The sequence below is a fragment of the Ideonella oryzae genome (assembly GCF_024055665.1).
In the GTDB taxonomy this organism is placed as follows: Bacteria; Pseudomonadota; Gammaproteobacteria; order Burkholderiales; family Burkholderiaceae_C; genus Ideonella; species Ideonella oryzae.
On sequence record NZ_JAMXMC010000007.1, the window covers coordinates 297,615 to 312,860 of the forward strand.

The 15,246-nt window shown below is 72.8% G+C and carries 13 protein-coding genes; 3 read left to right on the forward strand and 10 right to left on the reverse strand.

The genetic code is table 11. The annotated features are described in order from the left end of the window. Nucleotides 1–10: 10 nt before the first annotated feature. Nucleotides 11–1,555: a nitric oxide reductase transcriptional regulator NorR gene (gene norR, locus M0L44_RS14040; protein WP_252770360.1), complete on the reverse strand. Its 1,545-nt coding sequence runs from the start codon at nucleotides 1,553–1,555 to the stop codon at nucleotides 11–13. Between the two features lie 176 nt (nucleotides 1,556–1,731). Between norR and hmpA the strand changes: the two genes are divergently transcribed. After that, nucleotides 1,732–2,922, forward strand: coding sequence for an NO-inducible flavohemoprotein (hmpA, locus tag M0L44_RS14045; RefSeq protein ID WP_252770362.1), 1,191 nt, complete (start codon nucleotides 1,732–1,734; stop codon nucleotides 2,920–2,922). Beyond that, the gene (locus tag M0L44_RS14050; RefSeq protein ID WP_252770364.1) at nucleotides 2,919–4,070 is read left to right on the forward strand and encodes an HPP family protein; all 1,152 of its coding nucleotides are present in this window, start codon (nucleotides 2,919–2,921) and stop codon (nucleotides 4,068–4,070) included. Before hmpA ends, M0L44_RS14050 begins: the two co-directional genes overlap by 4 nt. On the opposite strand, the gene M0L44_RS14055 is transcribed toward M0L44_RS14050, so the two are convergent. After that, on the reverse strand, nucleotides 4,067–4,687 hold the full coding sequence (locus M0L44_RS14055; RefSeq protein WP_252770365.1) for a DUF938 domain-containing protein: 621 nt from the start codon (nucleotides 4,685–4,687) through the stop codon (nucleotides 4,067–4,069). The genes M0L44_RS14050 and M0L44_RS14055 overlap by 4 nt on opposite strands. Before the next feature lie 64 nt (nucleotides 4,688–4,751). Here M0L44_RS14055 and M0L44_RS14060 point away from each other — a divergent pair, with 64 nt between their 5' ends. Beyond that, nucleotides 4,752–6,281 (forward strand): GGDEF domain-containing protein, encoded by a 1,530-nt coding sequence (locus M0L44_RS14060; protein ID WP_252770367.1) that lies wholly within the window; start codon nucleotides 4,752–4,754, stop codon nucleotides 6,279–6,281. Nucleotides 6,282–6,287: 6 nt separating this feature from the next. On the opposite strand, the gene M0L44_RS14065 is transcribed toward M0L44_RS14060, so the two are convergent. From M0L44_RS14065 to M0L44_RS14100, 8 genes are all read right to left on the reverse strand, one after another. Then, nucleotides 6,288–7,004: an HAD-IA family hydrolase gene (locus M0L44_RS14065; RefSeq protein WP_252770369.1), complete on the reverse strand. Its 717-nt coding sequence runs from the start codon at nucleotides 7,002–7,004 to the stop codon at nucleotides 6,288–6,290. Nucleotides 7,005–7,015: 11 nt separating this feature from the next. Then, entirely contained in the window at nucleotides 7,016–8,053 is a 1,038-nt protein-coding gene (fba, locus tag M0L44_RS14070) for a class II fructose-bisphosphate aldolase (RefSeq protein ID WP_252770372.1), read from the reverse strand. Nucleotides 8,054–8,077: 24 nt separating this feature from the next. Further along, the gene (locus M0L44_RS14075; protein WP_252770375.1) at nucleotides 8,078–9,349 is read right to left on the reverse strand and encodes a phosphoglycerate kinase; all 1,272 of its coding nucleotides are present in this window, start codon (nucleotides 9,347–9,349) and stop codon (nucleotides 8,078–8,080) included. Further along, nucleotides 9,346–10,359, reverse strand: a complete 1,014-nt coding sequence (gene gap / locus M0L44_RS14080; protein ID WP_252770376.1) for a type I glyceraldehyde-3-phosphate dehydrogenase — start codon at nucleotides 10,357–10,359, stop codon at nucleotides 9,346–9,348. Before gap ends, M0L44_RS14075 begins: the two co-directional genes overlap by 4 nt. A 50-nt stretch (nucleotides 10,360–10,409) precedes the next feature. Continuing rightward, a complete protein-coding gene (gph, locus tag M0L44_RS14085; protein WP_252770378.1) occupies nucleotides 10,410–11,120 on the reverse strand; it encodes a phosphoglycolate phosphatase in 711 nt (236 codons plus the stop codon). 32 nt (nucleotides 11,121–11,152) lie between these two features. Then, nucleotides 11,153–13,210 carry a transketolase gene (gene tkt / locus M0L44_RS14090; RefSeq protein ID WP_256490265.1) on the reverse strand — a complete coding sequence of 686 codons (2,058 nt, stop codon included), beginning with the start codon at nucleotides 13,208–13,210 and terminating at the stop codon, nucleotides 11,153–11,155. A 2-nt stretch (nucleotides 13,211–13,212) separates the two neighbouring features. Continuing rightward, a complete protein-coding gene (locus tag M0L44_RS14095) occupies nucleotides 13,213–14,097 on the reverse strand; it encodes a phosphoribulokinase (protein ID WP_252770379.1) in 885 nt (294 codons plus the stop codon). Nucleotides 14,098–14,158: 61 nt separating this feature from the next. After that, a complete protein-coding gene (locus M0L44_RS14100) occupies nucleotides 14,159–15,241 on the reverse strand; it encodes a class 1 fructose-bisphosphatase (protein WP_252770380.1) in 1,083 nt (360 codons plus the stop codon). Between the last annotated feature and the right edge of the window lie 5 nt (nucleotides 15,242–15,246).

Below are 15,246 nucleotides of genomic sequence, written 5' to 3' on the forward strand. Positions count from 1 at the left end.
CGCCGCCGTTTCAGCGCTGCGCCAGGCCCAGCCGGCGCAGCAGGCGGTGGAAGTTGCTGCGGTCCATGCCGGCCTCGCGCGCGGCGGCCGCGGCCACGCCGCCATGGCGGGCCAGCAGGGCCTGCAGCCATTGGCGCTGGAAGGCATCGGTGGCTTCGCGCAGACTGGGCCCGGCCGCCGCCTCGTCGGCCCACGCGGGCCCCGCCAAGGGGGCTGGCGACAGGGGCAACCCCGCCAGCGTCGGCAGGTCCCCCAGGTGGCGCGGCTCGATGCCGACCCAGCGGGCCGTGCGGCCCTGTTCGGCCACCGCCCGCAGCGCTGCGCGGCTGATGACATGCTCCAGCTCGCGCACATTGCCGGGCCAGGCCTGCTGCTGCAGCCAGGCCTTGGCCGCCGGGCTGAGCCGCAGGTTGCGCGCGCCCAGGCGGTGCTGGTTCTCCTCCAGAAAGCCGCCGGCCAGGGCCAGCACGTCGCGCCCGCGCTCGCGCAAGGGCGGCACCCGCAGCGGGTAGACCGACAGCCGGTGGTAGAGGTCGGCCCGGAAGCGGCCGGCGGCCACCTCGGCGGCCAGGTCACGGTTGGTGGCGGCCAGCACCCGCACGTCCACCTTCAGCAGGCGGTCGCTGCCGGGGCGCTGCACCTCGCCGCTCTGCAGCACCCGCAGCAGCTTGGCCTGCACCGGCAGGGTCAGCTCGCCCACCTCGTCCAGGAACAGGGTGCCGCCGTCGGCCAGCTCGAAGCGGCCGGCCCGGTCCTGCAGCGCGCCGGTGAAGGCGCCGCGGCGGTGGCCGAAGAGCTCGCTGTCGGCCAGGGTGTCGGGCAGGGCCGCGCAGTTGACCTGCACCAGCGGCCGTTCGCGGCGCTCGGACAGGGCATGCAGGCGCTGCGCGACCAGCTCCTTGCCGACCCCGGTCTCGCCCAGGATCAGCACCGTCAGGGCCGAGCCGGCCACCAGGTCCAGCTCACGCAGCAGGGCCTGCATGGCGGGGCTCTGGCCGCCCAGGGCGCGGCGGGCCAGGGCGCTGCTCTGCAGGGCCTGCAGGCGGGCCTGCTCGCGACTGGCCTGCTCGGCCAGCTGGTGGATGGTGTGGGCCGCCTCGATGCCCTCCTGCACCAGGGCGACCAGGGCCTGGCGCTGGGCCGGCGTCACGCGGTCGAAGGCCCCCGGCTGCAGGGCATCGAGCGTCAGCAGGCCCCAGAGCCGGCCGCCCAGCTGCAGCGGCGCGCCCATGCAGTCGTGCACCGGCAGGATGTCGGGCTGGCCGTCCACCAGGCCGTCGTAGGGGTCGGGCAGGCCGCAGTCCGCCGCGAAGCGCAGGCCCTCGCCATCGCTGGCCAGCAGCTGGGCCAGCCGGGGGTGGGCCGCCACCGGGAAGACGCGGCCCAGGGCCTCCTCGCTGAGCCCGTCCACCGCCACCGGCCGCAGCACGCCGGTCTCGGGCTCCAGGCGCAGCAGGGCTGCGGCGTCGCAGCTCACCATGCCGCGCACGGCCGCCAGCAGGGGGGCCAGACGGTCGCGGTCCAGGCCGGCGTGGGCGGAGACGTTGGAAGTCATCGTGACCGCATTGTGGTCGAACTGACCACGACCAAGCTGTGGTCAAGGGGACCACCCCGATCACGTCAGGGTGAAAACCCGCGGTCTGACAAGCACTTGCAGAATGGCCGGCGGCTGGCCCGCATCTTGATCTGGCGCAAACCACCCGAATCCCTTTCACGCAAGGACCCGACGACATGCTGAGTGCCCAGACCATTGCCCTGGTGAAGGCCACCGTGCCGGTGCTGCAGGAGCACGGCGAAGCCATCACCCGCCACTTCTATCCGCTGATGTTCCGCCAGTACCCGGAGGTGAAGGCCTTCTTCAACGAGGCCCACCAGGCCGGGGGCGCCCAGCCCAAGGCCCTGGCCGGCGCCGTGCTGGCCTACGCCGCCCACATCGACCGGCTGGACGAGATCGCCGGCGCGCTGCCGCGCATCATCCACAAGCACGTGGCGCTGGGCGTGCAGCCCGAGCACTACCCCATCGTCGGCCAGTGCCTGCTGCAGGCCATCCGCGAGGTGCTGGGTGCGGCCGCCACCGGCGAGATCATCGCCGCCTGGGGCGAGGCCTACCAGGCCCTGGCCGATCTGCTGATCGCCGCCGAGGCGCAGCTCTACGACGCCAACGCCCAGGCCCCCGGCGGCTGGCGCGGCGAGCGGGCCCTGCGCATCGCCCGCAAGCAGGCCGAGAGCGAGGTCATCACCTCCTTCTACCTGGAGCCGGTGGACGGCGGCGCGCTGCCCGCCTTCCAGCCCGGTCAGTACCTGACCCTGGTGCTGGACATCGATGGCCAGCCGACCCGGCGCAACTACTCGCTGTCGGACGCCCCGGGGCGCCCCTGGCTGCGCATCAGCGTCAAGCGCGAGGACGGCGGCAAGGCCTCCAACTGGCTGCACGACACCGCGCAGGTGGGCGACACGCTCCACGCCCTGGCCCCCTGCGGCGACTTCGTGCTGGACGCCCAGGCCCCGGCCAAGCGCCCGCTGGTCCTGGTGACCGGCGGCGTGGGCATCACCCCGGCGATGAGCATGCTGGAGGCCACTGCGGCCAGCGGCCGGCCCATCCACTTCATCCACGCCGCGCGCGACGGTGGCTGGCACGCCTTCGCCGAACGGGTCAAGGCGCTGGCCGCGCAGCACCCGAACGTGCAGCCCTTCTTCGTCTACGAGTCGCCCCGCCTGCAGGACCGGCCCGACGCCGTGGGCCGGGTCAACAGCGCGCTGCTGTCGGAGCTGCTGCCGGCCGACCGCGACGTGGACCTGTACTTCCTGGGGCCCAAGCCCTTCATGCAGGCGGTGCATGCCGCCGGCCTGGCCGCGGGCGTGGCGCCCGAGCGCCTGCGCTGGGAGTTCTTCGGCCCGCTGGAATCGCTGCAGGCGGCATGAGGGACCTGGCAGACCGTTGGCGGCATTGGGCCCCCACGCTGAACGTGGGCCGGCCCGAGCGCTGGCGGGCCGCCGGCGGTGCCGGCCTGGGCATCCTGCTGACCGGGCTGCTCAGCCATGCGCTGGGCGCCCCCGCGCTGATCGCCCCGATGGGGGCCTCGGCCGTGCTGCTGTTCGCGCTGCCGGCCAGCCCGCTGGCCCAGCCCTGGAACATGCTGCTGGGCAATGCCGTCTCGGCCGCAGTGGGCGTGGCCTGCGCGGCCGCCCTGGGCCATGCCGGACCGGGGGTGGCCCCCGCGGTGGCCATGGCCGCCGCGCTGCTGGCCATGTTCGCGCTGCGCTGCCTGCACCCGCCGGGCGGGGCCATTGCGCTGACCGCGGCGCTGCAGGGCGCCGGCCCGGGCTTCGTGCTGGTGCCGGTGGGGCTGGAGTCGCTGGTGCTGCTGGCGGTGGCGGTGGTCTACAACAACGCCACCCGCCATCCCTATCCGCATCGGCCGCCGGCCCCCGCGGCCAACCACGGCACGCGCGACGCCCCACCGGGCGAGCGCCTGGGCTTCACGCGCGAGGACCTGGACGCCGTGCTGCGCCAGCAGGATCAGGTGCTGGACGTGGACCCGGACGATCTGGCCGAGCTGCTGCACCAGACCGAGCAGCGCGCCTTCCGGCGCCTGCATGGCGAGGTGAGCTGCGGCGACATCATGTCGCGCGACGTGGTGACGCTGGATTTCGGCACCCCGCTGCAGGAGGCCTGGGACACGCTGCGCCAGCACCGCATCCATGCGCTGCCGGTGCTGGACCGCGGACGCCGGGTGGTGGGCATCGTCACGCTGACCGACTTCCTGCAGCACGCCGGCCTGGACGGTCCGGCCACGCTGGGCCGGCGCCTGCGCGCGCTGCTGCGCCCCAGCGGCCGCAGCCACAGCCTGCACCCGGAGGTGGCCGGGCAGATCATGACCCAGCCGGTGCGCACCGCCCCGGCCGACCTGCATGTGGGCGAACTGGTGCCGCTGCTGTCGGACCGCAACTTCCACCACCTGCCCATCGTCGACGCGCGCCAGCGCCTGGTCGGCATGGTGACCCAGTCCGACCTGGTGGCCGCGCTCTACCGCATGGGGACGGCGGCACCGGGCGAGGGTGGCGGCTAGGGCCGGGCGAACACCAGCAGCCGGTTGTGCGCCGGCATGTCGTGCAGGGCCTCGAAACCCAGGCCGGCGGCGCGGGCCTCGTCCTGCACATCGCTCAGGTGGCGCAGGCCCCAGGCCGCGTCGCGGCTGCGCAGGTCGATGTCGAAGGCCTGGTTGCTGGGCGAGGTGGGCTCACCCTCGACGATGAAGGGCCCGTAGACGATCAGCCGCCCACCGGGGCGCAGCGCCCGGGCGGCGCCGCGCATCAGCGCCCCGGTGCAGGCCCAGGGTGAGATGTGCAGCAGGTTGGCCACGTAGACACCATCCCAGCCGGACGCGCCGGGGGCCCGGGGCCAATCGGGCTGGCGGACGTCCAGCAGCAGGGGGGCCCGCACCCCGGGCAGCGCCGCCAGGCGCTCGGTCAGGGCCGGCAGGCTGGCCGGGCCGGCCTCGCTGGGTTGCCACTGCCAGCCCCAGCCGCCGCTGCGCGAGGCCAGGGCGAAGTGCTCGGCATGCTGGCCGGTGCCGCTGGCGATCTCCAGCACCTGGGCGCCCACGGGCAGCAGCGCACGCAGCTGGTCCAGGATGGGGCCCTTGTTGCGGTCGGCCGCCGGGCTGTGGGGGAGTGCGGAATTCACGCTCGCATTGTGAACGGACGAAACACCCCCTGCCCGACCGGCGGTTTTGGCGAGAATCGAACGCTTGTTCGCCACCGCCCCGCTGCAGTACCGCGGGGTGCCCGCCGTGCCGTCCCCTTCGCGTGTCACCGTCGCTTTCCTCGCGGCCCAGGCCTTGCTGCTGGCCGGGGGCGTGGTGGGCGACACGACCCTGCCGGCCTACCTGGTGGTGCTGGCCGCCCCCTTGCTGGCCCTGGCCGTCACGCTGCGGCGCGCCCTGAGCGAAACCGAGCCCGCCGTGCGCTGGGGCTGGGCCTGCGTGGCCGCCAGCCTGGGCGTGTGGAGCCTGGGCCAGGCGGGCAACCTCTGGTGGGAATGGGGCCTGGGGCAGCACGCCCTGCCCCACCGCGCCATCCTGCTGCTGTTCCAGCTCTGGGCGGTGCCGCTGTTGCTGCTGCTGGCCCGGCCCTGGCGTGAGCGCGAACCCCACACCGCCTTCGGCCTGGATGTGCTCCAGGCGCTGGCCTTGTCGCTGGTCTGGTTCTGGCTGACCTGGGGTTCGCTGGCGCCGGACAGCGCGCCGGATGCGCCGGGCCTGTCGGTCCAGCTCTGGCTGATCGACACCCAGAACCTCTACCTGGGGGTGGGCATGGCGGTCTGCTGGAGCGCGGCGGTCTCTTCGGCCGAGCGCACCCTGTTCGGCGCAATGAGCCTGCATGTGGGCCTCTACACCCTGGGTGCAGCGCTGAACAACCACCTGACCGTCCACTGGCCCGAGGCCGTGACCCCGGCCTGGAGCAGCCTGATCACGCTGGCCTTCCTGCCCCTGGTGTGGCTGGCCTGGCCGGGAGCCCGGTCGCTGCCCAGCCCCTGGCCGCTGCCCTCGCGGCGCTGGGAGTTCCTGGTGCGCAGCGTCAGCCCCATGCTGCTGTCGGGCACGCTGCTGCTGCTGTCGCTGCGACTCGTCCGCCTGGACTACGGCTGGGGCGTGGCCGGCGTGCTGCTGGCCGCCGGAGCCAGCGCCTGGCGCAGCACCCTGGCCCAGGTGCAGCACCGGCTCAAGAGCGAATCACTGCGGCGCCAGCGCCGCAAGCTGGCCCGCATCGCCTGGACCGACGCCCTGACCGGCGTACCCAACCGCCACCACCTCAAGCAGGTGATGGCCCGGCTGCAGCAGCCCGAGCGGCGGCGCCACCCCCCACGCGACTGGACGGTGATGATGGTGGACGTGGACCACTTCAAGCCGCTCAACGACCAGCGCGGCCACCGCTACGGCGACGCCTGCCTGCGCCAGGTGGCCCAGGCCCTGAGCGGCACGCTGGCCCGCCCCGACGACGTGCTGGTGCGCTACGGCGGCGAGGAGTTCCTGGCCCTGTTCCCGGCCACCTCCCACCGCGACGCGCCGGGCCTGGCCGAGCGGCTGCGCGGCGCGGTGGAGGCCCTGGCCCTGCAGCACCCGGCCTCGCCCAGCGGCTGCGTCACGGTCAGCGTGGGCTGGGCCAGCCACAGCGAGCAGACCGGCGAGCTGGACATGGACACCCTGATCGCCCAGGCCGACCTGGCGCTCTACCGCGCCAAGTGCGAGGGCCGCAACCGGGTGGCCGGCATGGCCTGAGCGGCCTCAGGCCACGGCCCTGTGACGGGCATGGCCCAGGCGCAGCGCGGCCAGGTCCGGGGGTTGGGCCTCGTCCCAGGTCCAGCCGGCCCCGTCCGGCGGGCGGGGGAAGTAGGCGCTCGGGCGCAGCAGCACCGCCACGCCGGCGGCCTGCGCGGCCCGCAGGCCGGCGGGCGAATCCTCCAGCGCCAGGGCCTGCTCGGGCGCCAGGCCCAGACGCTGCAGCGCCAGCGTGTAGACCTCGGGGTCGGGCTTCTTGGCGGCCACGTCCTCGCCGCACAGCAGGGCGTCGAAGCAGTCCGCCCAGTCCGACCCCAGCAGGCGCGGCAGCAGGGCCTGGACGTTGGCCCGGCTGGTCGTGGTGACGATGGCCTGGCGCAGCCCGGCCGCGCGCGCGGCGCGGATCAGGCCGACCACGCCCGGGCGGGCACGCAGCCGATCCTCGGCCACCAGGCGGGCGTAGGCCGCGTTCTTCAGCGCGTGCAGGCGCCGGGCCAGGGCCTCGCGCGCGGCCGGCGTGGCCGGGGCGTCGGCGCGGATGGCCATGTCGGCCAGCAGGCGCTCGCGCCCGCCGGTCACCTGCAGCAGCTCACCGTAGCGACGCTCGCACCAGCCCCAGGGCAGGCCGGCCTCGGCAAAGGCCAGGTTGAAGGCCACCCGGTGGCCGTCGCGCTCGGTCTCGGCCAGGGTGCCGTCCACGTCCCACAGCAGGGCTTCGAGCATCGCGGTTCCTTTCAGCGGTAGCGCGGCACCAGGGCCTCCAGCGGCAGCGGCCGGATGCGGCTGGCCTGGCCGGCACAGCCGAAGGCCTCGAAGCGCGCCTGGCACAGGCCCTGGGCGGCCTTTGTCGCGGCGGCCAGGGCCTTGCGCGGGTCGAATTCGCTGGGCTGGGTGGCCATGAGCTGGCGCATGGCGCCGAACATGGCCAGGCGGATGTCGGTGTCGATGTTGACCTTGCGCACCCCGCTGGCGATGCCGCGCACGATCTCCTCCACCGGCACGCCGTAGGTCTCCTTGATGTCGCCCCCGTACTGGCGCAGGATGGCCAGCCACTCCTGCGGCACGCTGGAGCTGCCGTGCATCACCAGGTGGGTGTTGGGCACCGCGGCGTGGATCTGCGCGATGCGGTCGATGGCCAGCACCTCGCCGGTGGGCGGGCGGGTGAACTTGTAGGCGCCGTGGCTGGTGCCGATGGCGATGGCCAACGCGTCCACCCCGGTGCGGGCCACGAAGTCCCGGGCCTCGGCCGGGTCGGTCAGCATCTGGTCGTGGCTGAGCTTGCCGACCGCGCCCACGCCGTCCTCCTCGCCGGCATCGCCGGTCTCCAGCGAGCCCAGGCAGCCCAGCTCGCCCTCCACGCTCACGCCCACGGCATGGGCCATCTGGCAGACCTGGGCGGTGACGGCCACGTTGTAGGCGTAGTCGACCGGGGTCTTGGCGTCTTCCTTCAGCGAGCCATCCATCATCACGCTGGAGAAGCCCGAGCGGATGGCCTGGAGGCAGACGGCCGGCGAGGCGCCGTGGTCCTGGTGCAGGCAGACGGGGATGTCCGGGTGGGTCTCGATGGCGGCCAGCACCAGGTGGCGCAGATAGGCCTCGCCCGCGTACTTGCGGGCGCCGGCGCTGGCCTGCAGGATCACCGGGCTGTCGGTGGCCTGGGCCGCCTGCATGATGGCGTGGACCTGCTCGAGGTTGTTGACGTTGAAGGCGGGCACGCCGTAGCCGTGGTCGGCGGCGTGGTCCAGCAGTTGGCGCAGGGCGATGAGGGCCATGGGGTGTCTCCTTGTGTGATGGGTTCAGGCCAGGGCCCGTCTTTGCAGGATCTCGAAGGCCGGCAGGGTCTTGCCCTCCAGCACCTCCAGGAAGGCGCCGCCGCCGGTGGAGATGTAGCCCACGTCCTGCTCGATGCCGTACTTGGCGATGGCCGCCAGGGTGTCGCCACCGCCGGCGATGCTGAAGGCGTCACTGGCCGCGATGGCCCGGGCGATGGTCTCGGTGCCATGGGCGAAGGCGTCGAACTCGAACACGCCCACCGGGCCGTTCCAGACGATGGTGCCGGCGGCCTGGAGCTTGTCGGCCAGGATGGCCGCGGTCTTCGGGCCGATGTCCAGGATCAGGTCGTCGTCGGCCACCTCGCCGGCCGCCTTGACGGTGGCCGGCGCATCGGCGGCGAAGGTCTTGGCGCAAACCACGTCCACGGGGATGGGCACCTCGGCGCCGCGGGCCTTCATGGCCTCGATCACCGCGGTGGCCTCGCCCACCAGGTCCGGCTCGGCCAGGCTCTTGCCGATCTTCAGGCCCGCGGCCAGCAGGAAGGTGTTGGCGATGCCGCCGCCGACGATCAGGCCGTCGACCTTGCTCGACAGGCTCTGCAGGATGGTCAGCTTGGTGCTGACCTTGGAGCCGGCCACGATGGCGATGAGAGGCCGCTTGGGTCCTGGAGCCCCCACCCCGGCTGCGCCGGGCCCCCCGAGGGGGCCGGCACCGTCTTGGGACGGCCCGGCGACGGCGCCCAAGGCCAGCGCCTGGGTGATGGCATCGATCTCGGCGGCCAGCAGCGGGCCGGCGCAGGCCACCTTGGCGTACTCGGCGATGCCGTAGGTGGTGCCCTCGGCGCGGTGGGCGGTGCCGAAGGCGTCGTTGACGTAGATGTCGCACAGGGCGGCCATCTTCTGCGCCAGTTCAGGTTTGTTCTTCTTCTCGCCGACGTTGACGCGGCAGTTCTCCAGCAGCACGACCTGGCCGGGGGCCACGTCCACGCCGTCGACCCAGTTCGGGACGAGCTTCACCTCGCGGCCCAGCAGCTCGGACAGGCGCGCGGCCACCGGGGCCAGCGAGTCCTCGGGCTTGAACGCACCCTCGGTGGGGCGGCCCAGGTGGGAGGTGACCATCACCGCGGCGCCAGCCTGCAGGGCCAGCTCGATGCAGGGCACCGAGGCGCGGATGCGGGTGTCCTCGGTGATGCGGCCCGCGTCGTCCAGCGGGACGTTCAGGTCGGCGCGGATGAACACGCGCTGGCCGGTGACGCGCCCCTCGTTGACGAGGTCCTTGAAGCGCAGCACCTTCATGCCCGGCCCCGCCCGACGCCACGGGCCACCACGCGCGCCATCTCCAGGCACTTGTTGGAGTAACCCCACTCGTTGTCGTACCAGGCCACGACCTTGACGAAGGTGGTGTCCAGCGCGATGCCGGCATCGGCATCGAAGACCGAGGTGCAGGACTCGCCACGGAAGTCGGTGGCCACCACCTTGTCCTCGGTGTAGCCCAGCACGCCCTTCATGGCGCCCTGGCTGGCGGCCTTCATCGCCGCGCAGATGTCGGCGTAGCTGGCTTCCTTGTTCAGCTCGACGGTCAGGTCCACCACCGACACGTCGGAGGTCGGCACGCGCAACGACATGCCGGTGAGCTTCTTGTTGAGCTCGGGGATCACCACACCCACGGCCTTGGCGGCACCGGTGCTGCTGGGGATGATGTTCTCCAGGATGCCGCGGCCACCGCGCCAGTCCTTGTTGGACGGGCCGTCCACGGTCTTCTGGGTGGCGGTGGCGGCGTGCACGGTGGTCATCAGGCCACGCTTGATGCCGAAGGTGTCGTTGAGCACCTTGGCCACCGGGGCCAGGCAGTTGGTGGTGCAGCTGGCGTTGGAGATGATGGCCTGGCCGACGTAGGTCTTGTCGTTCACGCCGTAGACGAACATCGGGGTGTCGTCCTTGGACGGGGCCGACATGATGACCTTCTTGGCGCCGGCCTTCAGGTGCTTCTCGGCGGCTTCCTTGGTCAGGAACAGACCGGTGGATTCGATCACCACATCGGCGCCGACTTCGTCCCACCTCAGCTCGGCCGGGTCCTTCACCGACGTCAGCCGGATGCGCCGGCCGTTGACGATCAGGGTCTGGCCGTCCACGGCCACCTCGCCCTGGAAGCGGCCATGCACGCTGTCGTAGGTCAGCATGTAGGCCAGGTAGTCGGGCTCCAGCAGGTCGTTGATGCCGACGATCTCGATGTCGTTGGCGAAGTTCTGCACCGCAGCGCGGAACACCATGCGGCCGAAGCCGTTGATGCCGATCCGGATCGTCATGAGCAACCTTGAGAAAGTGAGAGGGTGAAGGGAAGAGAGAACCCGGGTGCTCAGGCCGTGGCCGCCGCGGCGATCCAGGCCCGGTTGACGCCCAGCACGTGTTCGGCGATGTCGGGCAGGCTGTCGAAGACCTGGTCGGGCCGGGCCTCCAGCAGCGGGGCCCCGCCGTCGTAGCCCCAAGGCACCGCCCAGGCCTGGGCGCCGGCGGCGCGGGCGGTCTCGATGTCGATGCGCGAGTCGCCCACATGGGCCGCGCGCTGGGGCTGGCCGCCCAGGGCCGCCAGCACATGGCGCAGCGTGGCGGGGTCCGGCTTGCGCTGGGGCAGGCTGTCGCCGCCCAGCACGAAGTCGAAGGCGCTGCCCAGGCCGCAGCGCTGCAGCACCTGCTGGGCGTGGCGGTGCTCCTTGTTGGTCAGGCAGGCCAGGCGCACACCGCCCAGGCGCAGGGCGCGCAGCATCTGGGCGCAGCCCGGGTAGGGCTTGGCCTGGCGGCCGGCCAGGGCACCGTAGTGGGCTTCCCAGCGGGGCAGCACCGTGTCGGGCCGCAGACGGTCGGCCTGCTGCGGGTCGGCCAGCAGCAGGTCGGCCAGCACCCGTAGCAGGGTGTGGCGCGCGCCGTGGCCAATGTGGCGGGTGATGCGTTCCTCGTCCTGGCGTGGCACGTCGAACTCGGCCAGGGTGCGGTTGACCGCCTCGGCGATCTCGGCGGCGGTGTCCACCAGGGTGCCGTCCAGGTCGAAGCTGAGGACGCTGTAGCGCATGGGGGGCCTTTCAGAGGAGGAGACGGACAGCCTCAGTTGGAGGAACGCTCGATCTGGGGCTCGTGGTCGATCGCTGCGCGCACCTTGTCGGCCAGCTGCTCGGCGGTGAAGCCCAGGGACTGCATCAGGGCCGGGCCGGGGGCCGAGGCGCCAAAGTGGTCCAGGCCCAGCACCTCGCGGCAGCCGTAGAAGGCCCAGCCGCGGGTGCTGCCGGCCTCCACCGCCACGCGCGGCAGGTGGCGGCCCAGCACGCTGTCGCGGTAGCGCGCGTCCTGGACGTCGAACACGCTGGTGGACGGCATGGACACCACCCGCACCGGCAGGCCCTGCGCGTCCAGCAGGGCCTGGGCCTGCATCGCCAACGCCACCTCCGAGCCGGTGGCCAGGATCACCGCCTGAGCCTTCGGCCGGTCCGACAGCACATAGCCACCGCGCCGGATGGCCGCCACCTGCTCGGGGCTGCGCGCCTGGGCCGGCAGGGCCTGGCGCGACAGCAGCAGGGCGCTGGGCCGGTCGGCCTGCGACAGGGCCATCTGCCAGGCCACCGCCGTCTCGGCCGCATCGCAAGGGCGCCAGACGTCGAGGTTGGGGATCAGGCGCAGCGACCAGGCGTGCTCCACCGGCTGGTGGGTGGGGCCGTCCTCGCCCAGGCCGATGGAGTCGTGGGTGAAGACGTGGATGACGCGCTTCTTCATCAGCGCGGCCATGCGGATGGCGTTGCGGCTGTAGTCGCTGAACACCATGAAGGTGCCGCCGAAGGGGATGAAGCCGCCATGCAGCGCGATGCCGTTCATGATGGCCGACATGCCGAACTCGCGCACGCCGTAGTTGATGTGGCGCCCGCCGGGCTGGCCGCCGCGCACCGCGCCGCAGCCGGGCCAGTCGGTCAGGTTGGAGGCGGTGAGGTCGGCCGAGCCGCCCAGCAGTTCCGGCAGCCGGGGCGCCAGCCGGGCGATGGCCTGCTGCGAGGCCTTGCGGGTGGCCACGGCCTCACCACGCTGCTGCACCTCGGCCAGCTCGCGCCAGCCTTCGAGCTCGAAGTCCAGCGGCAGCTCGCCGCGCAGCCGGCGCGCCAGCTCGGCGGCCTCGGCGGGGAAGGCGGCCCGGTAGGCGTCCCAACGGGCCTGCCAGGCCGCGTGCGCGGCCGCGCCGCGGGCCCGGGCGTCCCAGGCCTGGGCGATGTCGGCCGGCACCTCGAAAGGCCCGGCCGTCCAGCCCAGCGCGGCGCGGGTGGCGGCGATCTCCTCGGCGCCCAACGGCTCGCCGTGGGCCTGGGCCGAGCCCTGGCGGCCCGGCGCGCCGCGGCCGATGGTGGTGCGGCAGATGACCAGGGTGGGCCGGTCGTGGCGGCGGGCCTGGGCCAGCGCGGCGTCCAGCGCGGCCACGTCATGGCCGTCCACCGGGCCCAGCACAGCCCAACCGCAGGCGGTGAAGCGGGCCGCGGTGTCGTCGGCGAACCAGGGTGTGACGGCGCCGTCGATGCTGATGCCGTTGTCGTCGTACAGCGCCACCAGCTTGTGCAGCCGCCAGGCCCCGGCCAGCGAGATGGCTTCCTGGCTCAGGCCCTCCATCAGGCAGCCATCGCCCAGGAAGACCCAGGTGCGGTGGTCCACCACGGTGTGCTCGGGGCGGTTGAACTCGTCGGCCAGCAGCTTCTCGGCCAGGGCCAGGCCCACCGCATTGGCCAGGCCCTGGCCCAAGGGGCCGGTGGTGGTCTCGACACCGGGGGTGTGGTCCACCTCGGGGTGGCCGGGGGTGCGGCTGCCGGCCTGGCGGAAGCGGCGCAGCTCGTCCACGGAGAGGTCGTAGCCGGTCAGGTGCAGCAGTGCATAGAGCAGCATGCTGGCGTGGCCGTTGGAGAGCACGAAGCGGTCGCGATCCCACCAGTGGGGATCAGCCGGGTCGTGGCGCAGGTGGTGGTGCCACAGGGCCACGGCCATCTCGGCCATGCCCATGGGCGCGCCGGGGTGGCCGCTGCGGGCCTGCTGCACGGCGTCCATGGCCAGCGCGCGCAGCGCATTGGCCAGCGGGTTCAGCGGGGTGCGCGCGGGGCGGACCACGCGCTCGGCGGCGGAGGCGTTGGCGGCCATGGTCACACCGCCTGACGCGCACGCTGGCGCCGTTCCATCATGCGCCAGATGTAGGGCGTGAAGATGAGCTGCATCGCCAGTTCCATCTTGCCGCCGGGCACCACCAGGGTGTTGGCCCGGCTCATCCACGCGTTGTTGATCATGTTGAGCAGGTAGGGGAAGTCGATGCCCTTGGGGTTGGCGAAGCGGATCACGCAGATCGACTCGTCGGCCGTGGGGATGTCGCGGGCGATGAAGGGGTTGGAGGTGTCCACCACCGGCACGCGCTGGAAGTTGACGTGGGTGTGGGCGAACTGCGGCGCGATGTAGTGCACGTAGTCGGGCATGCGGCGCAGGATGGTGTCGGTCACGGCCTCGGCGCTGTAGCCGCGCACATGCTTGTCGCGCCAGAGCTTCTGGATCCATTCCAGGTTGATGACGGGCACCACGCCGATCAGCAGGTCGGGGTGGCGGGCGATGTCGATCTCGGGCGTGACGACGGCGCCGTGCAGGCCCTCGTAGAACAGCAGGTCGGTGTCGCCGGGCAGCTCTTCCCAGGGGGTGAAGGTGCCGGGCTCCTGGCCGTAGGGCTGGGCCTCCACCGGGTCGTGCAGGTAGCGCCGGCGCCGGCCGGTGCCCGATTCGCCATAGCTGTGAAAGAGCTGCTCGAGCTCGGCGAAGAGGTTGTTCTCCGGCCCGAAGTGGCTGAAGTGGGTGTTGCCAGCCTCCTCGGCCGCGCGTTGGCGCTGGCGCATCTCGCCGCGGTCGTAGCGGTGGAAGCTGTCGCCTTCGACGACGGCGGCGCGCACGTTCTCGCGGCGGAAGATGTTCTCGAAGGTGCGGGTCACCGAGGAGGTGCCCGCACCGGACGAGCCGGTGATGGCGATGATGGGGTGTCGCGCGGACATGGTCGTGTGTCTCCGGGTCTTCTTGGAATGGATGGCGTGAGGGGCGAGGGCCGGCGAGGCCTCAGGCCCTGAACAGGCTGCGCTCGGCGAACAGCGGGTTGGCCGGCTCGGCCTCCGACGGGTCGCGGTGGTACTGCTCGATGCGCTCGACCTCGTGGCGCGAGCCGAAGACCAGGCCGATGCGCTGGTGCAGCGCGCCGGGCCGCACGCCCAGCACCGGCTGCAGGCCGGTGGAGGCGCGCCCGCCCGCCTGCTCGATCAGAAAGCCCACCGGGTTGGCCTCGTACAGGAGGCGCAGGCGGCCGGCGCGGGCCGGCTCCTTGCGGTCGCGCGGGTACATGAAGACGCCGCCGCGCATCAGGATGCGGTGGGTCTCGGCCACCAGCGAGGCGATCCAGCGCATGTTGAAGTCCTTGCCGCGCGCGCCGCTGGCGCCGGCCAGGCACTCGTCCACATAGCGCTTGATCGGCGGCTCCCAGAAGCGGCTGTTGGAGGCATTGATCGCGAACTCGCGGGTGTCGGGCGGCACCTGCAGGTCCGGGTGGGTCAGCATGAACTCGCCCAGGTCCGGGTGCAGGGTGAAGCCCACCGTGCCGTGGCCCACGCTGAGCACCAGCATGGTGGTGGGGCCGTAGAGCGCGTAGCCGGCGGCCACCTGGGCCGCGCCGGGCTGCAGGAAGTCGGCCTCCACCGGCGCGCGGCCGCTGTCCACCACGTCCTGCGGCGCGCGCAGGATGGAGAAGATGCTGCCCACCGAGACGTTGACGTCGATGTTGCTGGAGCCGTCCAGCGGGTCGAACAGCAGCAGGTACTTGCCGCGCGGCTGGCTGTCCGGGATGGGGTAGGGCGCCTCCATCTCCTCGGAGGCCATGCCGGCCAGGGTGCCCGAGCCCTCGTTGCGACGCAGGAAGACCTCGTTGGCCAGCACGTCCAGGGGCTTCTGTTCCTCGCCCTGCACGTTGACGGCCGCCGGGGTGGCCGGGGCCGCGCTGCCCAGCTCGCCGAGCTTGACCGCGCGGGCGATGGCCTTGGCGGCCAGGGAGACGTCGAGGATCAGGGCATTGAGCTCGCCGCTGGCGCCGGGAAAGCGGCGGCGCTGCTCGATCAGGTACTGGGTGAGCGTGGGGCGGTGGGACAGGGGCATGACAG